A 21,565-nucleotide genomic window follows, 5' to 3' on the forward strand; every position below is an offset into this window, starting at 1 on the left:
CGGGCAGCAATGAACGGCAAAGGTGATATCGCATGCAAGGTAGCATCTTCGTTTTAACAACCAGTGAACACCCGGTCGGTTTTGCGGTGTTTTCGCAGTTACCTGACCTTAACGAAATGGCTGTATTCAGTGCAAAATCGGGTGAAAGGCATGCCTGTGATTGATTGGACACGCGTTCAGGAACTGTATGAAGAAATAGGCGAGGACGCGTTTGAGGAAGTGTTGTCCCTTTTTGTCGAGGAGGTGGATGAAGCGCTGGAACGGTTGCACGCGGCAGACACATCTGCGGCCAGCATGTCGGAATTCCATTTTCTGAAGGGTGCGGCGCTGAATCTGGGTCTGTCAGAAATGGCCGAAGTTTGCAGCCGTGGCGAAAAAATGTCCAATGATGCCGCCCCGACCGAAGCGGAAGCCGCTTCGGTCCTGACGGGGTTTCCCAGTGCGATCAGGGTGTTACAGGACAAGTGGCGCAACCAGATATAAGTTGCGCCTTGCAAAGCCCCCGGCGTGGATGAGAGGAAACCCGGCGCAGGTCACGTTCCGGCTTGCGGTTATTCGGCGGCGATCTGTCGGGGCAGGGTTCCTGCCAGCCCTTCCAGATAATCCGCAATCGCGCTGGCGATCCGGGCTTTGCCATCGACCGGGGTCACGCTGTCATTGCGCACCATCAGTGCGCGCTGGTCACGCCCGCGCGTATCTTCGCCGCGCGTCGCCACGACAAGGCCCGCACGGTCCAGCCGTTTGGCGGCCACGCGGATCAGTTCTTCCTCGGTAACTTTTTCCAGATATTTGAATGCCACTGTGTGCATTTGCGGGTTTGCGGCCATGGCCAGATCAATCACCTTTTCCGTGGGGGCCAGCATCAGCGGGTATTCACCCGCGCCCGACACAATCTTGCCATCCACGACCTGCGTGGGCCGGTAATCCGCGACACCGGCGGAAAACACCCCAGCGAACAACCCCTTGCCCACGCGGTCCAGCACCATGTCACGATAATCATCATAGGTGCGCGCGATTGTCACCTGCATCGGCGCGGATGGCCGCCATGCCCCGTCCCCCAGCAGCAATTCCACATCTGCGCCGCGCCATGTCAGTTCTTCGGCAATATCCGCGCCCAGCCGCCCCCGGAACCGGTTGACGATACGGCGCACCCCGTCGATGGGCACGGGCGTTGGCCCTGCCGTCACCATGATACGCTTGCCCCGCAGCGCGGATTCAGACAGCGCCCGACCGACAGCCGTGCAGATGACAGCCGTATCCGGCAGGTTATGTTTGCCATAGGCATCGCGCGGGGCAATGAACTGCACCCCCTGCGCGGCCAGCTTGCGGGAATTTTCCACAAGCTGCGCATTATGCATGGACCCGTGCATGGTGGGGGCAACCAGAATGCGCGTGCGCCCCTGTTCCATCCGGCCCAGCGCGGAAATCAGCGCGGATGTCACCAGCGTATCGCCAATGCCCGCCGCCATCTTGGCAATGGTGTTATGTGTCGCCGGGGCCACCAGATAGGCGTCAAAGGGCGCATCATCCGACAGATGTTCCGCGCGCCATGTCAGCCCGTCCACGACCTGCCCCAGACAGGCCCATTCCAGCGCCTCGCGCGCGACATAGCGCAGGGCGTCCGTACTGACAAAAGCCACCACATCCGCCCCGTGGCGGCGCAGGCCCCGCGCGATCTGCGGGGTTTTCATCGCCGCTATGCCACCTGTCACCAGAAGCGCCACCCGCTTGCCCGTCAACCGTGCAGAGGCAGGCGGCACATCATGGTCCCCCATGTCACTGGGGGTGGGCGCCGCGAAGTCCCAGTCAAACAAATTCATGCAACGCGCCCGCCTTGTTGTTCATCGGCCTGCAGGTCCGGATGATCGGCACCGACCCATTTCTGCCAGCACCCCTGCGCGCGGTCCAGCCGCGTGTTCAGTGCTTCGAACTGCATGGGTGAAAAGCGGCTTTTCTTGCTCATTTCGTCATGCAGATGCGGGACAACTGCAATGTCGAACATGTCCAGCCCGTCATGCGAATGCGCAGGGCTATAGGGCGTGCCTTCACCGATGCGTGCAGGCAACAAATAGTCAAATCCGGGAATCTGTTCCAGATAGATGCGCATGCTGTCATCATTGTAGGACGAATCCGCAGCATGCCAGCGCCCGCCCAGTCTGACCGCACCGAAATAATGCCGCACTGTCGGGCGCATCATCGGCAACCATGCATCGGGCATCAGCTTGCCCAGAACGCACATTTCCATGGGCACTTCCGCGAATCCCGCTTCCAGCCCGCAGGCACGCATAAGGGCGACTTGCAGGTTGGCTTTGGTCGTACACATGCCCGATCCGCGTGCCAGCGTGTCCGATGCCCGTTCCTGCCAGTTCCCGAAACGATAGGGCATGGCCTGCACGAATGCGAATACGGCCTGCGCTGTTGCTTCTTCTGTGGTACGCAACAACCGTGCTGCACGCCTGCGAATTGCGGGGTGGTCCACATCGCACAGTGTTTCGGGGTCCGGCAGGTCGCGCGGCGGGGTTGCTTCGGCAACAGCGCGTTCGGCCGCATTCAGCGCCCCGTCAAGTACTGTCCGCAGATAGGCGCGTTCCGGCTTCAGCCAATCCGCACCGGCCGTGTCCAACACCCAGACTGTGGACTGCGCGCCCTTTACCTTCAGCGGCTGCATGACGCTGTGGAAATGACAGCCGGGACTTTGCCAGCCATGGTCATGTGTCAACACACCCTGAAGCAGAACGCAAAGATTGTCAGGCGACTGAACGGGCAGTTCCTGCCCTTCGGTCAATGTGTGAATAATGCCCTGCGCGAACACTGCCTGCGCGGCGCTGCCCAGATAAAGACCAAGTAAACTATCAAAAAAATATCCCTCGGAAACTGTGGCGTTCCGGGTGAAATCGAGTTTATGCAGCATTGAGTTTGTTCCTTATGTGGTCGTTGCAGCCCGCATCGAAATTGATTCGTCGCAGTTTGCACAACTATAGGTTACAATGATGCAAAAAATTAAGCCTTCTTTGACTGGCAAAGGCGAAAGTCATTGAAAGCGCGTCTATCGTGGCACTAGGGGCACGCGCCCCGATTCGGTCAGCAGACTGACCTGCCTGTCTTCGATCACCGCAGCCGTCAGCGGGCCGCCATAACCTGCGCGACTGTCCAGGTTGACACGGTTGCGGTAATGCATCGGGCGGGGGATTGCCGTGTGACCATGCACTATCAACGGGCCATGATCGCGTGTGTCCATCAGGAACGGGTCGCGGATCCACAGTAAATCCTGTTCGGTCTGTTGGGGCAGGGGGACGCCGGGGCGAATGCCTGCGTGAACAAACAACGCATTATCATGGCGATACATCAACGGACAGGAGTCCAGAAACGCGATATCTTCGGGCGGCACCTGCGCCAATGCATTGGCCCGCACGGTCTTGATGTGAAACGAAGTCGGGCGATACAGGCCATAGGACATAAGTGTTTCGGCGCCGCCAATCAGCGGGTGCAGATATGTCAGACCCTCGCGGATATGCGGGTCACACCAGCCGGGATCCGTCAGGAACCGGGCGAAAAGCCGGTCATGGTTGCCCTTCAGCACCACCCATGGCGCACCGCCGCTGATACCTTCGCGCAACAGCCGGATTACACCGGCGCTGTCCGGTCCCCTGTCCACCAGATCGCCCAGGTGGATGACCGGCGCATCATTATCGCGGCAGGTCTTGCGGTCACGTTCGATCAGGGCATGCGCCTGACGCAAAAGCCCCGCCTGTCCGTGAATGTCACCAATCGCATAGCTGCGCATCGGAATTCCCCTGTTTCTGTCATGTGTCCAAGAACAAGGGCAATCGTCCCGGGTCAACCCCGGGACGACAATATTTACATCAGCTTACATCAAAAGCCAGCGGGCGCACCTGACGGAACAGACCGGTTGCCCGCAGCTTGTTGAGCACGGCATCCGGTGCAGGGGCATCCAGATAGAGAAGCGCAATCGCATCGCGCCCCGCATCTGAACGGCCAAGGGTGAAGTTGGCGATATTCACGCCGTTTTCGCCCATGGTCTGGCCCAGCGCGCCAATAATGCCGGGCACATCGTCATTGGTGGTGTAAAGCATATGCTCGCCGACTTCGGCGTCGATGGTAATGCCCTTGATCTGGATGAAGCGCGGCTTGCCATCCGAAAACACAGTGCCGGCGATGGACCGTTCCCGCCCTTCGGTGACGACGGACAGCTTGATATACGCATCAAACACGCCTGATTTCGCCTGTGTGGTGCGCGAAATCTTCACACCGCGTTCCTTGGCCACCACAGGGGCAGACACCATGTTCACATCCGGGTTTGTGGCCTTCATGATCCCGGAAATTGCAGCGCAGCCCAGCGCGTCCAGATTCATTTCGGACACCGCCCCGTCATACAGGATGTTGATTGCCTGAATCGGCTCATCTGTCAGTTGGCCCGCAAACGCGCCCAGATGGCTGGCCAGTTTGACCCACGGGCCCATGACGCGCGCTTCCTCGGCCGTGACGGACGGCATGTTCAGCGCGTTCTGCACCGCACCGGACAACAGGTAATCCGACATCTGTTCGGCCACTTGCAGGGCCACGTTTTCCTGTGCTTCGGTCGTGCTGGCACCCAGATGAGGGGTGACAACGACATTTGGCAGGTTGAACAGCGGGCTGTCGGTGGCCGGTTCCACTTCGAACACATCAAACCCCGCACCCGCAACATGCCCGGATTTCAGCGCATCGGCCAGGGCCGCTTCATCGACCAGACCGCCACGGGCACAGTTGATGATGCGAACGCCTTTTTTCGTTTTCGCCAGATTTTCGGCGGACAGGATATTGCGGGTCTTGTCGGTCAGCGGAACGTGCAGGGTAATGAAATCCGCGCGCGCCAGCAATTCGTCCAGTTCCACCTTGGTCACGCCCAGCTTGGTGGCGCGTTCCTCGCTCAGGAAGGGGTCATAGGCCACAACCTTCATGCGCAGACCAACCGCGCGGTCGCAGACAATACCGCCGATATTGCCCGCACCGATGACGCCCAGCGTCTTGGCGGTCAGTTCCACGCCCATGAAACGGGACTTTTCCCATTTGCCGGCATGGGTGGATGCGCTGGCTTCGGGGATCTGGCGCGCAACGGCCATCATCAACGAAATCGCATGTTCGGCGGTGGTGACCGAGTTGCCGAAAGGCGTGTTCATGACGATCACACCTTTTTTCGACGCGGCAGGAATATCAACATTGTCGACCCCGATACCCGCACGGCCAATGACTTTCAGATTGGGGGCGGATTCCAGGATTTTTTCTGTCACTTTGGTTGCGGACCGGATTGCCAGACCATCATATTCGCCAATGACGGCCAGCAGTTTTTCCTTGTCCTTGCCGATGGACGGATCGAAGGTCACATCAATGCCGCGGTCGCGGAAAATCTGTACGGCGGTTTCAGAAAGCTTGTCAGATACGAGGACTTTGGGTGCCATGGTTCGTGGCTCCTTGAATAATGGGAATGTCAGGAAAGATGTGGCGGGATGCGCCCGCCACATTGTCAACCTTATGCAGCGGCGTTTAGCGCAGCGCGTTCAGTGTGATAGGCCCAGTCAAGCCAGGGCATCAGCGCTTCCAGATCGGTGGTTTGCACTGTCGCGCCGCACCAGATACGCAGGCCCGCAGGCGCATCGCGGTAAGCGCCGATATCCAGCGCCACGCCCTCAAGCTCCAGCCGCTTTGCAACCGCCTTGGCAAAACCCGCACCATCCGCAATCGCGGGGTCGGTGAATTTCAGACAGACCGAGGTGGTCGATGCGGTTGCGGGGTCTTCGGCCAGATTGGCAATCCAGTCATTGGCTGCGCAGAACCGCGCAATAACGTCTGCATTTGCATCGCACCGCGCGATCAGTGCAGGCAAACCGCCAATGTCTTGCGCCCAGTCCAGTGCCAGCAGGTAATCTTCGACTGCCAGCATGGAGGGGGTGTTGATCGTTTCACCCTTGAAGATGCCTTCAATCAGTTTGCCGCCTTTGGTCATGCGGAAAATCTTGGGCAGGGGCCATGCGGGGGTGTAGCTTTCCAGCCGTTCCACAGCGCGTGGGGACAGCACCAGCATGCCATGCGCGGCCTCGCCACCCATGACTTTCTGCCAGCTGAATGTCACCACATCCAGCTTGTCCCATGGCAGGTCCATGGCAAACGCAGCCGATGTCGCATCGCAGATGGTCAGGCCCTTGCGGTCAGCGGGAATCGCGTTGCCATTGGGCATGCGCACGCCCGACGTTGTGCCGTTCCATGTGAACACCACGTCAGTGTCATAATCGATGCTGGCCATGTCTACGATCCGGCCATAATCGGCGGTTTTCACCTCGGCATCGATTTTCAGTTGTTTGACGACATCCGTGACCCAGCCCGCGCCGAAGCTTTCCCAGGCGACCATAGTGGCCTTGCGTGCGCCCAGCATGGACCACATGGCCATTTCAACCGCGCCCGTGTCGGAGGCAGGCACAATGCCGATGCGGTAGTCGTCAGGGATGCCCAGAACCTCGCGCGTGCCGTCGATGGCCGCTTTCAGTTTGGACTTGCCCACGGCGGCACGGTGCGAGCGGCCCAACGGGGCATCAGCCAGCTTTTCCAGTGCGAATGTGGGGATTTTGGCGCAAGGGCCAGAAGAAAAGCGCGGGTTTGCCGGCCGCGTTGCCGGTTGTGCAGGTAGTGACATGGTATCCTTCCAGATAAATGCCCTTCGTTGGGGAAGGGTGTCCCGCCAACGGCATTACGGCCCATTCCCCACTGGCACAAGAGGCAAAATTGCTCTAGAGCGCCGCTTGAACACAGAAAAACGACGCAGCCTGTTTACGATCGGAAACTTGTCCCCATGTATATCGCCACACTGCTGACCAATCCTGCCCAGCCGTCGCTTGATGCCACCACTGTTGAATCGTTGCGCAATGCATGGGGCGGCGGTGTCGCGGAATGGCTGAACCCTGGCATTGCCGCTGAATTTCCGATGGACATGCTGCCTGCCAATCAATGGCAGGTCTGGCAGGATTTGCAGACCCAGGGCATTGATCTGGCTGTTCAGCGCACAAAAGGGCGGCAGAAACACATGCTGCTTGCCGATATGGACAGCACCATGATTGCGCAGGAATGCATTGACGAACTGGCAGATGAGGCGGGCGTGGGGGCATATGTCGCGGGGATCACGGCGCGCGCCATGAATGGCGAGCTGGAATTCGAGGATGCGCTGCGCGAACGGGTTGCCCTGCTGAAAGGGCTGGATGAATCCGTCATCGGCAAGGTGCTGGAAACGCGCATCACCTTTACCCCCGGCGGGCGTGAACTGATTGCCACGATGAAAGCGCGCGGTGGCTATGCGGTGCTGGTATCTGGCGGGTTCACGGCCTTTACCGCCCATGTGGCGCAGGCGCTGGGATTTGACGAAAACCGCGCCAATACGCTGCTGGTTGAGGGTGGCAAGCTGACCGGCACTGTGGCCGAACCGATTCTGGGACGCGACGCCAAGGTCGCGGCTCTGGACGAAATCTCTGCCCGGCTTGGCCTGCAGGCCAGCGATGTGCTGGCAGTGGGTGACGGGGCCAATGATCTGGGCATGCTGGGGCGTGCAGGTGCGGGCGTCGCGCTGCACGCGAAACCCGCTGTGGCCGCGCAATGTGATCTGCGCATCAATCATGGTGACCTGACTGCGCTTTTGTATCTGCAAGGCTACCGGATTGATGATTTCGTGACCGAGATCTGAGTCGCGCCAGCCTTTCAGGGTGGGTGCTGGCAGCGGGCGCAGGACTGTGGCACAGTGCCGGAAATCCCCATAGGGTGATCATATTGCAAGGAGCCTGCTGTCATGCCGATCAAGAACCGCTTTGCCGAATTACTGCCGGAAATCACGGCCTGGCGCAGGGATTTTCACGCCCATCCCGAAATCCTGTATGAATGCCACCGCACTGCGGGCATCGTGGCGCAAAAGCTTCGTGATTTCGGCTGTGATGAGGTGGTCGAAGGGATTGGCGGCACCGGTGTTGTCGGCGTCATTCGCGGGCGGCAGACCGCATCAGGCCGTGTGGTGGGGCTGCGCGCCGATATGGATGCGCTGCCAATTCACGAAGCGACCGGGCTTGATTATGCGTCGAAAGAGGCAGGCAAGATGCATGCTTGCGGCCATGACGGGCACACGGCGATGTTGCTGGGTGCGGCGCAATACCTGACCGAAACCCGCAGTTTTGACGGTACAGTCGTCGTGATCTTCCAACCCGCCGAAGAAGGGGGCGGCGGGGGCCGCGCGATGTGCGAGGATGGTCTTATGGACCGTTTCGGCATCCATGAGGTGTATGGCATGCATAACTGGCCGGGCGTCCCTGTGGGGCAGTTCAGCATCCGGCCCGGCGCGTTCTTCGCGGCAACTGACCAGTTTGAAATTGCCGTTGAAGGGCGCGGTGGACATGCTGCCAAGCCCCATGAATGCATCGATACAACTGTGGTGGCGGCCCATATCGTCACAGCCATGCAAACGATCGTCAGCCGCAACGCGGACCCGACGATGGAAATGGTTGTGTCGGTCACGTCTTTTGTGACGGAATCGCAGGCCTTCAATGTGATCCCGCAGCATGTGACCTTGCGCGGCACAGTGCGCACATTGAACGCTGAACTGCGCGAACTGGCGGAGCCGCGCATCAAGGCATTGGCCGAAAACATCGCCACTGCCTTCGGTGCCAGGGCGCAGGTAAAATATATGCGCGGCTATCCGGTGATGGTGAACACCGATACGGAAACCGCCTATGCGGCACAGGCGGCGCGCAGTGTTTCCGGCGGTTGTGATGATGCGCCGCTTGTCATGGGCGGCGAAGATTTTGCTTTCATGCTGGAAGAACGGCCCGGTGCCTATATTCTTGTCGGCAACGGGAACACGGCCAGTGTGCATCACCCCGAATATAATTTCAACGACGAGGCCATTCCCGCAGGTTGCAGTTTCTGGGTGGAACTTGCCGAACAGCGCCTGCCACTGGGATAGGGCGCCGTCCCGCCCCCCAAACGAAAAAAACAGCCCCGGCAGAACCGGGGCTGTTTTCATTTGTGCCATGGGCTTGCCACCAAAGGATCAGGGGCAGGCTGCCTCGTAATAGGTGCCGTCGCCGCGCGCATAGGCACATCTGCCTGTGCGGGTGTTCTGCGCCAGCAATGTGCCCGCAGCAGCGCCTGCAACAGTGGTCAGGATTGTCCAGTTGGTGTTGGCACCAAGCAGATTTGCGACAGCAAGACCGCCCGCAGCACCGGCGACACCGCCGACAACCGAACGTTCAGTCTGTGTCATCTGACAACCGGACGCGACCAGCGCGCTACCCAGAACAGCAATTAACATCAATTTCTTCATACTTCGCCTCCATTCATTACGGACTTAGTTATGTATATTAGGGTAGCATGTTTTACTGCACTGTCACGCCCATGTTTGCATTTCGGCGGGAAACCACCGATCACTTTCTCCACTATTGCAAGGCATTGCGGATCAGATACGCGCATGGGGCCGGGGCCATGCACCATATGTGCCAGGGGCGGACCACTCGCAAGAAACCCGGGGCCGGGGGTATCACAATTTCGTGGCATGACGCCGCGACGCCAGCATCGGCAACAAATACGCAGCCGGTCTGCACGCTGCGGAACAAATGGCGATCATAACCTTTGCCAGCATGCCCTTGACCTTCACATCGAATCGTAACATATCAAGTTACATGAAGCGTGACAGTCGTCTTTCCTCGGTTCTGCATGCCTTGCTGCATATGGCAGAGCATGACGGCCCGATGACATCAGAATTACTGGCGCGGTGCCTTGGCACCAATCCGGTTGTCGTAAGGCGCACAATGGGGTTGCTGCGCGACGCCGGGCTTGTGACCTCGGAACGTGGCCATTCCGGCGGGTGGCGCATCTCAGCCGATCTGGCCACGGTCAATCTGCGCCAGTTGCACGATGCCTTGGGGGAACCTGCGATCTTTGCCATCGGCAACCGGCATGAAACCCCGGAATGTCTGGTCGAACAATCGGTGAATGCCACCCTTGATCAGGCATTCGCCGCGGCAGAGGCGCTGCTTCTTGACCGCTTCGCCACTGTCACGCTGGCCGATCTGGCCCGCGATTTTGCGCGCCGCTACGCCAACCGGCGGACTGAAAAGGAGTAGGACATGCAAGACGCTATCGTGATCGGGGGCAGCTACGCCGGAATGGCCGCCGCCCTGCAACTGCTGCGTGCGCGGCGCAAGGTCATGGTGATCGATGCGGGACAGCGGCGCAACCGTTCTGCCAGCCATTCGCATGGTTTTCTGGGGCAGGATGGCATAAACCGGCCGTCATCTGGGCTACGGCGCGCAAACAGCTTGAAACCTATCCGACACTAAGCTGGGTGGAAGCTTCGGCAACTGGTATCAACGGGCAGAAGGATGATTTTCATGTCGGAACCGATACTGGCGCAACCTTTGCCGCACGGCGCATCCTGCCGGGGACCGGATTGTTGACCATCTTCCCGACATTCCCGGTCTTGCGGGTCGTTGGGGCAAGACCGTGTTTCACTGCCCCTATTGCCATGGCTATGAACTGGAACAGGGGCGCATTGGCGTGATCGCCACAGGGCCGATGTCGGTGCATCAGGCGCCATTGCTGCCGGAATGGGGTGCGGTGACGTTTCTGACCAATGCCGCGATGATGCCTGACGATGCGCAGCGCGCCGATCTGGCCCGGCGCGGTGTCACCGTTGAGGAAACTCCTGTCGCACGGATATCCGGCAATGCAATGGTTGAACTTCGCGATGGGCGAAGCCTGTCCTTTGCGGGGCTGTTCATCGCCACCCGCACCACGCCTGCAAGTGCGCTTGCCGAAACGGCCGGTTGCGCGCTGATGGACACCCCCATGGGCAGCCAGATCCGGAAGGGTGCTACCAAAGAAACCACTGTGCCGGGCATTTTCACCTGTGGTGATGTTGCGCGGGCACCACATTCGGTTTCGCTTGCAGTGGGCGACGGGGCATGGGTGGGCGCGCAACTGCACCGCTCCCTTGTCTGGCCGGAAAGCTGAGCGGATGTTGCCACGCTGTATTTTGCCCGTGTTCAGCGCAGGCCCATGGGGTATGGCCCCATGTTCCGCGCGCGTTCTTCAACCCATGCGAAAGGAACGGGCATTGGCGCACGCCCGTTCACCTGCCGCAACGCCGTGATCCGTGGCGCGATCATCTTGCTGCCATGCATGTGATATTATAACAACGCGACCATGACCCGGACTCATTCCCCCCGCCATATCGCTGCGCTTGGTGCGCTGTTCACGCTGTCGGGTGCGGCGGCGCTGATTTATCAGGTACTCTGGGTGCGCGAGCTGGGACTCCTGTTCGGGTCGACCGCACAGGCGGCGGCGTTGACGATCGCGATTTTCTTTACCGGTATCGCGTTAGGTGGCTGGCTGTTCGGGCGGGTCTCCGGGCGGCTGGCGCGGCCCCTGCGCGCTTTCGGATGGGTGGAAGCCGGGGTGGCCGCGACTGCCCTGGGGCATTTTCTGGTGGCCGATGCCTATTTCACGCTTTACCCCGCGCTTTATGCCATGATCGGTGGCATACCCGTGCTTGAAACCGCGCTGAAAGCCGGGGTGGCCGGTACGATCCTGCTGCCTTCGGCCATTCTGATGGGGGGCACGCTGCCGTTGATGGGCCAGCATGTGATCCGTGCTCAGGACAGTCTGGGGCGGATGGGATCGGCGCTTTATGCACTGAACACCGCGGGCGGGGCCATGGGGGCGCTTGCGGCAGGGTTCTTTCTGCCGATATGGCTGGGCTTTTCGGGTGCCTATCTGCTGGCGGTGGGGTTTGATCTGGTCGTGGGGCTGTCGGCGCTGTTTCTTGCGCGCCGCGCCCTGCCGGTCGTGGCGCAGAATTGCCAGCCCCGCGTCGCCATCCCTGCGCGGCTGTGGATCATCGCTTTTGCGTCCGGCTTTGCCACGCTGGCGGTCGAAGTGATCTGGACCCGCGCCTTCGCCCAGGTGCTGCAGAATTCGGTCTATACCTATGCACTGGTGCTGACTGTGTTTTTGCTGGCCCTGTCGCTTGGTGCGGGGCTGGCCAACGGGCTGAACCGCACAGCGTTGCGCCCCGATGCAGTGCTGACTGGCTTGCTTCTGGCCGCAGCCGCCGTTGTCGCCGCTACGCCGCATCTGTTCCACCATCTGACCGGGGGGCTGGGCTATCTGGGCGGGCGGGCTGATTTTGCAGGCTATGTGTGGGAGGTCGGGCGCGTCGCGGTTCTGACCATGCTGATCCCCGGCACAATCCTGGGCGCGGTGCTTCCCTATCTGCTGCGCCTGATGGAAGGCGGCGCGCCGGGCGCAGTGCTGGGACGGCTGATTGCAGTGAACACGACAGGCGCAATCTTCGGCGCGCTCGCAGGTGGTTTTGTGTTGCTGCCAATGGTGGGTGCGTGGAAAGGGCTGTGGCTGATGGGGGCCGTCTATGCCGTGCTGGTGCTGGCGCTGTGGCAACCATCTGACGGGTGGGGCGCGCGGATCGCGCGCTTCGCGGGGCTGGCGGGCGTGGTCGTCCTGCTGGCAGGCCAGCCGGGCCTGCAGGCCGCGCGGCTGAATACCGCCGAGGAGTTGCTGGCCTTCCGCGAAGGGGCATCGGCCCATGTGGCCGTTGTCGCGCGGGAGGAGTCAAAATTCATCCGCGTCAATAACTTCTACACTTTGGGCGGGTCTGGCGCGCTGGTGCCTGAACGCAACCAGACCATGATCCCGCTGCTGACCCATCCTTCCCCGCGCGAGATATTCTTTCTGGGGCTTGGCACTGGTATTTCCGCCGGTGCGGGGTTGTTTGCCAATCCCGACCGTGTGACCGTGTGCGAGTTGTTGCCAGATGTGATCGATTTCGCGCGCGACTGGTTCGGCCCGTATGTGAACGGGCTGTTTGACGACCCGCGCGTGACCATCCATCCTGAAGATGGTCGTCAATGCCTTGCCCGATCACGCGCGACCTATGACATGATCATTGCGGACCTGTTCACCCCGTGGCGTGCTGGTGTTGGAAATGTCTATACGGCGGAGCATTACCGCCTTGCGGCCAGCCGCCTGAATGCAGGCGGGGCTTATGTGCAATGGATGCCGCTTTATCAGGTGTCGCGTCGTGAATTTGAGATTGTCGCCAATACCATGGTGCAAGCCTTTCCCGAAGTGACAATCTGGCGCGGGGATCTTTACCCCGAACGCTCAATCGTGGCACTTGTGGGGCGCAAGACCCCCGCGCCGCTTGACCCTGCGACACTGGCCGCGCAGTGGCGCGCGATGACGGGCAGCGACGAACCCGATGATGTGCTGTCCGCGCGCGCGCTCAAATTCTATGCAGGCAATGCCGCGTCCGGGCTTTTTGCCGACGCGCCCGTCAATACCGATGACCTGCCCCTGATCGAATACCTTGCCCCACGCACGCATCGCGCGGTTATCGCAGGGCGTGCAAACTGGTTGACCGGTCCTGAGCGCGACCGGTTCTACACTGATTTGCTGGATGCCCTGCCCCCCGGAAGCGACCCCCATCTGGCGCTGCTGACACCGGCGCAGCGCAACCTTGCCCGCGCTGGCGCGGTCTATGCAGAATGGCGGGGATTGCGCACGCGCAACGACCTGCGCGCAGGCGCCCTGTGGCAGGATTTTCTGGCGCTGACCCCGTCCCATGCCCGCGACCCTGACAGCCCCGCCGGGCAGGTCGCCATCGGGGGCATGGCCTTCGGGGAAGGGGCGGACTGACAAATCGTCGGCGCGAAGCGGCGATGCAACACGCCTGTAAGGCACCGCTGCCGGTCCGCGAACACGCGCAACACATGGCCGCTGGTCCAGACATGCAATCCCATTCGTGAAATGGCTGCACTGCTTTTCCCAAACGCGCCGCGCAAGCCCCGCAAGCAGGCCCGCCGATTTCGCTGATGTCAGGTCAGTTGACGCCGGTTATACCGCCTGCATCAACTGACTCCACCCGACATGGGTCGGGGTCACTCAGACCCCGCAGCGCCAGACGGTTATGCCCAGCGAACCGGCAAGGGCTGCCTTGGCGGCCATCATGCGGTCCGCCGCATCAGCCGTTGTCGCATAGGCGATCTGGATATGGTTTGCCTTATGGCGTGCCATCATCTGATCACGGGTAACGCCGGTCAGAATGGCGTTCATGATCGGCCATTCCGGGGTCGTACCGGCTGATCGCCGCGCAACTTCGGCATCCGGTAGCGCCACGGCTTGCCCGCGCCCGATATCCATGTGCAGCGCCCCGTCCTGAAGGTAGATGCGACTCCAGATGATTTCGCCAGGTTTGGCAATGCCTTTCAGGCTGCCCCCCCCCGATGGGAAGAACATCGCGGGTTGGCGCAGGCTTTCGGACCCGGCCCAGCCGCCGGTGTTATGCGCAGGCGGCACGGCGCCCGAAATCTCGAACAGCCAGACGAAATCATCCCGGCCTTCGGGAACACTGCCCCAGCGCAGATCATGCAGGGTGTTTTCCACAGGCTGCCCCATGGCGCGGTGCAGTCGGTTGGTCAGTATTCCGTCCAGACCGGCGCATTCATCCACTTCGTTGAAATGCACAATGGCCTGACCTGCGCGGATGACCGAGCCGTCAGCCGCGGTGACATCGGGGCGGTCGTCATTGTTCAGCATGCCTTCAACAAGGTCCGAGGCGGGCAGAAGGTCTTTCAGCCCCTGCTGGTACTGAATCCCGATTGCCTCGCACCCGAATTCATCGGCCATGCGCACAGCGGCAATATACATGCGGCACTGGTCCAGTACCTGCGCTTCGGTCAGTTCCGTCGCGGGATCAGTGCCAAGATGGAATGTCAGACCCCGCCCGCGCAGCCAGTCATAGACCGCGCGTGCCTCTGGTTCCGGCACCGCCTTCGTCGCGTGATAGAGGGCGGATTGCGACAAGCGTTCCTTGAACACGCCCATGGGCATCAGCAATTCATCGGGGATGATGGCATTATACATGCCCATGCATCCCTCATCGAACACACCAAGGATGGTCTTGCGGGTTTGCAGATCGTCCCTGATGGCGGCGATGATCGCTGCATCCTCGGGGGGAACGGCTGCGTCAAACGGGGCAACATGGCTGGCATCATGGGAGACAGTGCCGCTGCGCAGCCATTCCGCCAGTCCGTCACGGAAAAAAGCATCGTCGAATGTCTCGCTCCAGAGTGAGGCATAGGCAATTCCGGCTTTGGTCAGTGACCCGTTCAGGTTCAGCATCCCCACCAGCCCCGGCCATTGCCCCGACCAGTTGGCAACCGTCAGGATGGGGCCGCGATGCGTGGTCAGGCCGGGCAGGACATGGTGCGAATACTGCCACACTGCTTCGGCCACGATCAGGGGGGCGTCAGGGTCAATCGTGGCAAAAACATCCATCCCTTCGCGTTGCGACGCGATGAAGCCGTGGCCTTGCGGCTTGACCGGATGGGCGCGGACCAGTTCATGCCCCAGTTCGGCGAAAACGCTGGTCAGTTTGTCTTCCATCGCCTGTTGCGCAGGCCAGCATTGCACATTGGCGCTTTCACGCAGATCGCCGCTGGCAACAAGGTATATCTTCGTCATGGCTCAGTCCTTTTTCATCAGCGCCACATAGGCGGCGTAATCGTCCTGCATGCGCTGCATCACGGTGAATTTGCGGTCATGATACGCGGCGATATCGCCACCGCGTGGGGCGATGATCTGCGCGCCGCCCGACATCTGCGGCATGGCGGCGGGCAGGTCGGGTTGCGCGCCTGCGGCCACCGCGCCCAGCATGGCACAGCCCAGCAACACAGGTTCTTCCTGATCGGGCACCACCACCTTGCAGCCGGTCGCATCGGCATGTTCGCGCAGGTAAAGGGCGTTGCGCGCCAGCCCGCCGCTGACAACCAGCGTGTCAATTGCCACGCCCTGATCGCGCATCACCTGCAGGATGTGGCGGGTGCCATAGGCCAGTGCCTGCACGCTTGCCAGATAGTCCAGCGCCAGATCATCAATGCCGGTATCCAGTGTCAGCCCGGCAGTGCCACCCTTGCGCCACGGTTCGGCCCGCGGTGACCGGTTGCCGTGAAAATCAGGCTGCACATGGCGCGCATGGGTCAGGGTGGCGGTTTCATCACCCATCTGCGCCAGATGCGCATCGATCAGGTCGGTAATGCGGCAGCCTTGCGCCTGCGCCCGTTCGGTCAGCGCATCCGCAGCCGCATGCCGCGCGATCACACTGTCGAGCAGCGCGCCTGCTGCGGATTGCCCCCCTTCAAGCGCCCAAAGATTGCCCGTTACCACGCCGAAATACGGACCCCAGATACCCGGCACGAACACAGGTTCCGGCGTCAGCGCGATATGGCAGGTTGATGTGCCGGCAATGACCGCCAGCCGCCCGTCCAGCGCAGTGCCCGCATCCAGCCCCACGCCAAGGGTCCCCAGCGCGCCGGCATGCGCGTCGATCAGGCTGGCCGCAACGGGTGTGCCGGGGCGCAGGCCCAGTTCCTGTGCTGCCGCATCTGTCAACCCGCCACAGGGCTGGCCGGGTGCGGCAAGGGTGGTGCCGATGCGGGCGTGATTGTCCAGTGTCAGGTCTTCCAGCCCGATGGCGGCCAGAAACGCATCGTCCCAGCCTTCGCCATGTTGCCCCATATGGCCAAGATAGGTCCATTTGCACACCATGGAACACAGCGACCGGGTGGCGCTGCCGGTCGCGCGATGCACCAGCCAGTCGGGCAGATCGAAAAACGCCCCTGCCGCTGCCCATGCCTGCGGCAGTTCCCGCTTCAGCCAACGCAGTTTCGGCAATTCCATCTCGGGGGAAATGGTGCCGCCGACATATTGCAACGGCGCACCGCCGATGGCGTTGATTGCATCCGCATCGCCCAGTGCGCGGTGGTCCATCCACAGGATGACATCCTGATCCGGCGCGCCGTCCGGGTCCACTGATACCGGGCCGCCCTGCGCGGTGTTGACCACCAGCGAACAGGTTGCGTCAAACCCGATGCCCCTGATATCGCCTGCATCCACGTCGGCGCGTGCGACAGCATCGCGGACCGCCGCAGCAACCGAGGCCCAGATCCGGGCAGAGCTTTGCTGTGCAAAGCCTGCGCGTGGGCGGTGGGTGGTGATGGCCTGCGCCGCTGTGCCCAGCAGGCGGCCGGATGCATCGAACACGCCCGCGCGCGCACTGCCTGTGCCGACATCGACACCCAGAAAATAGGTCATGTCATGCTCCTGTTTCAGGCCGGGTCAGGCGCAGATCATGCGCCCCGGCGGTCAAGATGAAATCAGCGCCCTGCGGTGCGGTCCAGCCCGCAGGCAAGGTCACATGGGCGCAGGTATCGGCGGGCAGGGTGACCTGCCAGTTCACGCGGTTCCCGTCCATGGTCCAGGCGCTGTGAATGCGCCCATGCGGTGCGTCATACCATGCGCTGACATGGCCGATGCGCCCGTCAAAGACAGGGCGCATGCGCAGCTTGCGAAAGCCCGGACCGGCGGGGTCCGTGTCAATCCCCGCCAGCCGTGCCCATATCCATTCCCCCACAGCGCCGTAGGCATAATGATTGAAGGAATTCATCGCTGTGGACTGAAAGCCGCCATCGGGCGTCCAGCCGTCCCAGCGTTCCCATATCGTCGTGGCCCCCTGCGCGATGGAAAACCCCCAGGACGGATAGGTGTCCTTCAGCAGCAGATCCACCGCACGCGCCGGTGACAGCCAGTCACAGACCACGGGTGCAAGGTGGCGCACGCCCAGAAAGCCGGTTTGCAAATGCCCGTCCGCGGCGGCGATCAGCGCGTCCAGCCGTGCGGCGGCCTGCGCGCGCAGGGGCGGCGGCAGCAATTCGAAATCCAGTGCCAGCAGATAGGCGGTCTGGGTGTCGCCGGTAAGGCGGTCTTCGTGCCAGAAAGCCGCCAGAAAAGTGTCGCGCAGCCGTGCGGCCAGCGTGGACCAGCGGGTAGGGGTCTGGCCAATGGTTTCCGCGATCCGGCCCATCAGGTCCACCAGCCGGATCCAGTAGGCAGTGTTGATCAGCGGGCGATGTGTGGCAGGGCCAATCGACAGCCAGTCCCCGTAATTATTGTTCACCCCGTTCACGCGCAAACCATCTGGGTTCTGGCGTTCAATCCAATCCATCCATGCCACGAAGGGTTGCCAGCAGCGCTGCAACAGGGCCGCATCGCCGTAGCGCGTGTAGTGATCCCAGGCCATGATGATGGGCGCATCGCCCCAGGCGGGTGCGCCGGGTTGCGGGGTCAGGCGGTAGGGATTCAGTGGTTTGGTGGGTGCGACATCAGGAAAGACGCCATCCGCCGACTGACCGTCGATCAGGTCTTCCATCCATTTCGACAGGAAGGATGTGACATCCATGAAATACCCCGCTGTGCGCCAGAAAACCTGCGCATCGGCGGTCCAGCCATAGCGTTCGTCGCGCTGCGGGCAATCGGTCGGCACGGATAGGAAATTTCCACGCTGACTCCAGAAAATGTTTGAAATTAGCTGGTTCAGCATCGGGTTGCCGGTGCTGATCTGCCCCGTTACCGGCAGGTCGGTCTGGATTGCCACGGCCTGCAGCGACACGTCCTGCAACGGGGCGGAGGATGTAAGCCCGACATACTGAAACCCGTGAAAGGTGAAGCGGGGGGTGTATTCCTCTGGTCCGTTGCCGTGGCAGATATAGATATCCTCGGACACCGCATAGCGCAGGTTGTCGGTATAAAGCGCGCCGTTCCCGTCCAGCCGTTCAGCATGGCGCAGGCGGATTTCGGTGCCGCGCGGGGCGGTCACCTGCATGCGCACATATCCTGCAAGGTTCTGGCCGAAATCGAATACTGCGCTGCCATCGGGGGCGGTGCTGCGCTGGCGCACCGGCAGGCTGGCCACTTTGCGCGCGGGTTCGGTGCGCGATGGTTCCAGCAGCGGCGCGCGGGGTTCGGGCGTGATGGCTTCCACCGGTTGCCAGTTTTCCGGCTGGTATGCGGCATCGCACCAGCCTGTCAGGTCCAGCCGGGCGTCATACATCTCGCCTGCCAGAAAATCCGAATAGCAGACTGGCCCTTGCCGGGTCTGCCATTGGTCATCGCTGGTAATGCACAGGGTTTCGCCATTTTCCATATCGATATGCAGCTGAAGCATCAGCGCGGGACGTCCGCCATAATGGTTGCCCGCGCGGCGCTGATTATGCCCGATGCGCCCGCTATACCACCCTTCGCCCAGTATCGCGCCGATGACATTGGGACCATCGGTCAGCAAGTCGGTGACATCGAAACTCTGATAAGGCGCGCGGATGTGGTAGTCGGTCCAGCCGGGTGCCATGACATGATCGCCGATGCGATGGCCGTTCAGATACAGTTCATAAAGCCCCAGCGCCGACGCATAGACAAATGCCCGCGCGGGCCGCGCCTGCAGCGCAAAAGGTCGGCGCAGATAATCGGCAGGCCGTGCCTGAAAGCGGTTGTCATAGGTGGTGTCCTGCGGCACCGCGCGCCCTTCGGGCAGCACAAAATAACGTGCGATCCAATCGCCGTGCCAGTCCTGCGGGGCCAGCCCGGTGAAGAAGGATGCGACGGGTGCGAAATCCGATGCCTGGTCAAGGTGATCCCAGACCTGCACGCTGTAAAACACCCGCGCATCGCGGGGCAGGGCGGGGCCGCCCCATATGGCACTGAAGACCCCGTTTGCGCCCACTTTGCCACTGTCCCACAACGCGCCGTGCCCTTGCGCAATGCTGGCTGCGGAAAAGTCGGCAATGATACGCCATGCGGTTATGCGCGGGCTGTCCCCGGAAACCGCCCAGCTGATGATTGGCGCAGCGCTGTGCAGCCCGTCGGGCCGTGTCAGATCATCGCACCGCAGGCGGTGAACGCGCGGTGTCTCGCTTCTGGCGGTCATTCTACAGCTCCATTGCCCTGTCGCGCGCATTGGTGATGTGGCGGTCCATGGCCTGCGTTGCCGCGACAGGATTGCGCGACAGGATCGCGTCAATCACCGCCAGATGGTCGTTGAACGCGCTGGGCAGGGTGTTCGGTCCCAGACTGATCCGGTCTAGCTTGATCAACCGGATACGGATGCTGTTGATATGATGCGCGTTGATCAGCAGGGCGTTGCGCGTGGCCGCCATCAGCGTGGCGTGAAACCCGCTGTCAATTTCCTGCCCACGGGCGAACAGCGCGTCATCTGCGGATACGGGCACCTGTGCCAGCACGTCTTCATGCAGTTTGCGCTGGGCGTGCAGGTCGGCGTCGGGCATGGACTTGACGGCCTGCAGCACGGCTTCGCGTTCCAGTGCGGCGCGCATCTGGAATGCGTCGCGGATCATCGGCAGGTCAATGGCGGGCACCTGAATGCCGCGCTGCGGATAGACCAGCACCAGCCCTTCGGCCTTCAGCCGGGGCAGAAGTTCGCGCAGCGCCCCGACCGACAGATGCAGCATGTCCACCAGATCGCGCTGGCTGACCAACTGGCCGGGACGCAGCCGACCATCCAGCAGTGCTGCCTGAAAGGTTTCATAGGCGGCTTCCGTCACGCCGCCATCAGTGCGCCGCGGTGCCGGTGCGCTTGATCTGGTGCCCATTTCCACCTCCCTTTTATTGTGGTGCCCCGTTCCGGTCACGGTATCACGAAGCGGTTGGCATCATCTCCAGTCCCAATGCCTGGACAACAGCGGCACTTGCCTCTGACGTCAACCCCCGCAGTGGTGGACAGGTGCGGGTAAAGGCGGGGTCGTTGTGACGCTGGCCAAGCACAGCCTTGATCGCGGGCAGCCCGCCTGTGTCATTCACTGTTGCAATCCGCGACGCGGCCAGATTCTGCGCCTCCTGCGATGCCTGACCCGTGACCAGTGCCACGCATTCCGCCGGAAACAGATTGACCATGCCGCCGATCATGCCCGCGCCACCTGCCGAAACCATGCGCATGACCAGACGGTCATCGCCGGTAAACACCGATAATTCGGGAAATGCGGCAATCAGCGCCAGCCCGCCTTCCAGATCGCCGGTGGAATCCTTGATGCCCACAACCCGTCCGTCCAGCCGTGCAATGACACGCCGCACCAGATCCGGCGTGAAGGACACACCGCTGAAGACGGGGAAGTTGTAAAGCACGATATCCAGATCAGGCGACCCGGCGCGCGCCACCACCGCGGCGTAGAAATCGCCCACTGCGTCAGCATCGGACGGGGTGTAATAAAATGGCGGGATGATCAGTGCGGCGCGTGCGCCCAGATCCGCAGCTGCGCGGTATTGTTCCGCAGCCGCATCAATGCTGCTTTCCATGATGCCGGGAATCTGGCGCGACATGACCATGCCCAGATCTGCCATCTGGCGCAATGCGCTGATCTTCTGGCTGGAGGAAAAGGAGGCGCCTTCGCCTGTCGTGCCAAACACCGACGTATAGGCGCAGCCCTGCGCCAGCAAATGCGTGCAATGGGCCAACAACCGATTCACATCGGGTGTGAAATCGGGTTTGACTGGCGTAATCGCCGCCCCCACGACTCCGGCCAATCTGTTGTTATTTTGCATTAATATCCCCTTGGGTACGTCTTGTTCGGACTTTGAGTGTAGAACTGATACAATCAGTCTTTACATAAGTGAG

The 21,565-nt window shown here is 61.4% G+C and carries 19 protein-coding genes; 7 read left to right on the forward strand and 12 right to left on the reverse strand.

What is annotated here, in order from left to right:
- The first annotated feature begins 150 nt into the window (after positions 1 to 150).
- The gene (locus PUT78_RS03965; protein ID WP_274350839.1) at positions 151 to 483 is read left to right on the forward strand and encodes an Hpt domain-containing protein; all 333 of its coding nucleotides are present in this window, start codon (positions 151 to 153) and stop codon (positions 481 to 483) included.
- Between the two features lie 68 nt (positions 484 to 551).
- Here PUT78_RS03965 and PUT78_RS03970 read toward each other — a convergent pair whose 3' ends face one another.
- From PUT78_RS03970 to PUT78_RS03990, 5 genes are all read right to left on the reverse strand, one after another.
- The gene (locus tag PUT78_RS03970; RefSeq protein WP_274350840.1) at positions 552 to 1,820 is read right to left on the reverse strand and encodes a phosphopantothenoylcysteine decarboxylase domain-containing protein; all 1,269 of its coding nucleotides are present in this window, start codon (positions 1,818 to 1,820) and stop codon (positions 552 to 554) included.
- Complete coding sequence (locus tag PUT78_RS03975) at positions 1,817 to 2,911, reverse strand: transglutaminase domain-containing protein (RefSeq protein WP_274350841.1); 1,095 nt, start codon at positions 2,909 to 2,911, stop codon at positions 1,817 to 1,819. The genes PUT78_RS03970 and PUT78_RS03975 overlap by 4 nt, the downstream gene beginning before the upstream one ends.
- 135 nt (positions 2,912 to 3,046) lie before the next feature.
- Positions 3,047 to 3,784 carry a metallophosphoesterase family protein gene (locus PUT78_RS03980; RefSeq protein WP_274350842.1) on the reverse strand — a complete coding sequence of 246 codons (738 nt, stop codon included), beginning with the start codon at positions 3,782 to 3,784 and terminating at the stop codon, positions 3,047 to 3,049.
- A gap of 79 nt (positions 3,785 to 3,863) precedes the next feature.
- Entirely contained in the window at positions 3,864 to 5,459 is a 1,596-nt protein-coding gene (gene serA / locus PUT78_RS03985) for a phosphoglycerate dehydrogenase (RefSeq protein WP_274350843.1), read from the reverse strand.
- Between the two features lie 71 nt (positions 5,460 to 5,530).
- On the reverse strand, positions 5,531 to 6,688 hold the full coding sequence (locus tag PUT78_RS03990) for a phosphoserine transaminase (RefSeq protein WP_274350844.1): 1,158 nt from the start codon (positions 6,686 to 6,688) through the stop codon (positions 5,531 to 5,533).
- A gap of 156 nt (positions 6,689 to 6,844) precedes the next feature.
- On the opposite strand from PUT78_RS03990, the gene serB reads away from it, so the two are divergent.
- Positions 6,845 to 7,726, forward strand: a complete 882-nt coding sequence (gene serB / locus PUT78_RS03995; protein WP_274350845.1) for a phosphoserine phosphatase SerB — start codon at positions 6,845 to 6,847, stop codon at positions 7,724 to 7,726.
- Positions 7,727 to 7,828: 102 nt separating this feature from the next.
- Positions 7,829 to 8,992 carry a M20 aminoacylase family protein gene (locus PUT78_RS04000; protein WP_274350846.1) on the forward strand — a complete coding sequence of 388 codons (1,164 nt, stop codon included), beginning with the start codon at positions 7,829 to 7,831 and terminating at the stop codon, positions 8,990 to 8,992.
- 87 nt (positions 8,993 to 9,079) lie between these two features.
- Here PUT78_RS04000 and PUT78_RS04005 read toward each other — a convergent pair whose 3' ends face one another.
- On the reverse strand, positions 9,080 to 9,352 hold the full coding sequence (locus tag PUT78_RS04005; RefSeq protein WP_274350847.1) for a glycine zipper 2TM domain-containing protein: 273 nt from the start codon (positions 9,350 to 9,352) through the stop codon (positions 9,080 to 9,082).
- Positions 9,353 to 9,707: 355 nt separating this feature from the next.
- On the opposite strand from PUT78_RS04005, the gene PUT78_RS04010 reads away from it, so the two are divergent.
- The 3 genes from PUT78_RS04010 to PUT78_RS04020 all read left to right on the forward strand — a co-directional run bounded on the left by PUT78_RS04010 (position 9,708) and on the right by PUT78_RS04020 (position 11,040).
- Complete coding sequence (locus tag PUT78_RS04010) at positions 9,708 to 10,151, forward strand: RrF2 family transcriptional regulator (protein ID WP_274350848.1); 444 nt, start codon at positions 9,708 to 9,710, stop codon at positions 10,149 to 10,151.
- Positions 10,152 to 10,154: 3 nt separating this feature from the next.
- Positions 10,155 to 10,367 carry an FAD-binding protein gene (locus PUT78_RS04015; RefSeq protein ID WP_274350849.1) on the forward strand — a complete coding sequence of 71 codons (213 nt, stop codon included), beginning with the start codon at positions 10,155 to 10,157 and terminating at the stop codon, positions 10,365 to 10,367.
- A gap of 163 nt (positions 10,368 to 10,530) precedes the next feature.
- Entirely contained in the window at positions 10,531 to 11,040 is a 510-nt protein-coding gene (locus PUT78_RS04020; RefSeq protein WP_274350850.1) for an FAD-dependent oxidoreductase, read from the forward strand.
- A gap of 32 nt (positions 11,041 to 11,072) precedes the next feature.
- On the opposite strand, the gene PUT78_RS04025 is transcribed toward PUT78_RS04020, so the two are convergent.
- Entirely contained in the window at positions 11,073 to 11,195 is a 123-nt protein-coding gene (locus tag PUT78_RS04025) for a hypothetical protein (RefSeq protein ID WP_274350851.1), read from the reverse strand.
- 37 nt (positions 11,196 to 11,232) lie between these two features.
- Here PUT78_RS04025 and PUT78_RS04030 point away from each other — a divergent pair, with 37 nt between their 5' ends.
- Positions 11,233 to 13,743 carry a fused MFS/spermidine synthase gene (locus tag PUT78_RS04030; protein WP_274350852.1) on the forward strand — a complete coding sequence of 837 codons (2,511 nt, stop codon included), beginning with the start codon at positions 11,233 to 11,235 and terminating at the stop codon, positions 13,741 to 13,743.
- A 246-nt stretch (positions 13,744 to 13,989) separates the two neighbouring features.
- Here PUT78_RS04030 and PUT78_RS04035 read toward each other — a convergent pair whose 3' ends face one another.
- Genes PUT78_RS04035 through PUT78_RS04055 form a run of 5 tightly spaced genes read right to left on the reverse strand, consistent with a single transcriptional unit; the run spans position 13,990 to position 21,492 of the window.
- Positions 13,990 to 15,570 carry a fucose isomerase gene (locus PUT78_RS04035; RefSeq protein WP_274350853.1) on the reverse strand — a complete coding sequence of 527 codons (1,581 nt, stop codon included), beginning with the start codon at positions 15,568 to 15,570 and terminating at the stop codon, positions 13,990 to 13,992.
- Between the two features lie 3 nt (positions 15,571 to 15,573).
- Positions 15,574 to 17,199 (reverse strand): FGGY-family carbohydrate kinase, encoded by a 1,626-nt coding sequence (locus PUT78_RS04040; RefSeq protein WP_274350854.1) that lies wholly within the window; start codon positions 17,197 to 17,199, stop codon positions 15,574 to 15,576.
- 1 nt (position 17,200) lies between these two features.
- Positions 17,201 to 19,864, reverse strand: a complete 2,664-nt coding sequence (locus PUT78_RS04045; protein ID WP_274350855.1) for an alpha-L-rhamnosidase — start codon at positions 19,862 to 19,864, stop codon at positions 17,201 to 17,203.
- A gap of 1 nt (position 19,865) precedes the next feature.
- The gene (locus PUT78_RS04050; protein WP_274350856.1) at positions 19,866 to 20,546 is read right to left on the reverse strand and encodes a GntR family transcriptional regulator; all 681 of its coding nucleotides are present in this window, start codon (positions 20,544 to 20,546) and stop codon (positions 19,866 to 19,868) included.
- A gap of 43 nt (positions 20,547 to 20,589) precedes the next feature.
- On the reverse strand, positions 20,590 to 21,492 hold the full coding sequence (locus tag PUT78_RS04055; protein ID WP_274350857.1) for a dihydrodipicolinate synthase family protein: 903 nt from the start codon (positions 21,490 to 21,492) through the stop codon (positions 20,590 to 20,592).
- Positions 21,493 to 21,565 lie beyond the last annotated feature (73 nt).

The sequence above is a fragment of the Roseinatronobacter alkalisoli genome (assembly GCF_028745735.1).
In the GTDB taxonomy this organism is placed as follows: domain Bacteria; phylum Pseudomonadota; class Alphaproteobacteria; order Rhodobacterales; family Rhodobacteraceae; genus Roseinatronobacter; species Roseinatronobacter alkalisoli.

Coding starts and splice junctions, on each gene's coding strand:
- PUT78_RS03965 (WP_274350839.1), top strand. CDS start 151: ATGCCTGTGATTGATTGGACACGCGTTCAGGAACTGTATGAAGAAATA.
- PUT78_RS03970 (WP_274350840.1), bottom strand. CDS start 1,820: ATGAATTTGTTTGACTGGGACTTCGCGGCGCCCACCCCCAGTGACATG.
- PUT78_RS03975 (WP_274350841.1), bottom strand. CDS start 2,911: ATGCTGCATAAACTCGATTTCACCCGGAACGCCACAGTTTCCGAGGGA.
- PUT78_RS03980 (WP_274350842.1), bottom strand. CDS start 3,784: ATGCGCAGCTATGCGATTGGTGACATTCACGGACAGGCGGGGCTTTTG.
- serA (WP_274350843.1), bottom strand. CDS start 5,459: ATGGCACCCAAAGTCCTCGTATCTGACAAGCTTTCTGAAACCGCCGTA.
- PUT78_RS03990 (WP_274350844.1), bottom strand. CDS start 6,688: ATGTCACTACCTGCACAACCGGCAACGCGGCCGGCAAACCCGCGCTTT.
- serB (WP_274350845.1), top strand. CDS start 6,845: ATGTATATCGCCACACTGCTGACCAATCCTGCCCAGCCGTCGCTTGAT.
- PUT78_RS04000 (WP_274350846.1), top strand. CDS start 7,829: ATGCCGATCAAGAACCGCTTTGCCGAATTACTGCCGGAAATCACGGCC.
- PUT78_RS04005 (WP_274350847.1), bottom strand. CDS start 9,352: ATGAAGAAATTGATGTTAATTGCTGTTCTGGGTAGCGCGCTGGTCGCG.
- PUT78_RS04010 (WP_274350848.1), top strand. CDS start 9,708: ATGAAGCGTGACAGTCGTCTTTCCTCGGTTCTGCATGCCTTGCTGCAT.
- PUT78_RS04015 (WP_274350849.1), top strand. CDS start 10,155: ATGCAAGACGCTATCGTGATCGGGGGCAGCTACGCCGGAATGGCCGCC.
- PUT78_RS04025 (WP_274350851.1), bottom strand. CDS start 11,195: ATGATCGCGCCACGGATCACGGCGTTGCGGCAGGTGAACGGGCGTGCG.
- PUT78_RS04030 (WP_274350852.1), top strand. CDS start 11,233: ATGACCCGGACTCATTCCCCCCGCCATATCGCTGCGCTTGGTGCGCTG.
- PUT78_RS04035 (WP_274350853.1), bottom strand. CDS start 15,570: ATGACGAAGATATACCTTGTTGCCAGCGGCGATCTGCGTGAAAGCGCC.
- PUT78_RS04040 (WP_274350854.1), bottom strand. CDS start 17,199: ATGACCTATTTTCTGGGTGTCGATGTCGGCACAGGCAGTGCGCGCGCG.
- PUT78_RS04045 (WP_274350855.1), bottom strand. CDS start 19,864: ATGACCGCCAGAAGCGAGACACCGCGCGTTCACCGCCTGCGGTGCGAT.
- PUT78_RS04050 (WP_274350856.1), bottom strand. CDS start 20,546: ATGGGCACCAGATCAAGCGCACCGGCACCGCGGCGCACTGATGGCGGC.
- PUT78_RS04055 (WP_274350857.1), bottom strand. CDS start 21,492: ATGCAAAATAACAACAGATTGGCCGGAGTCGTGGGGGCGGCGATTACG.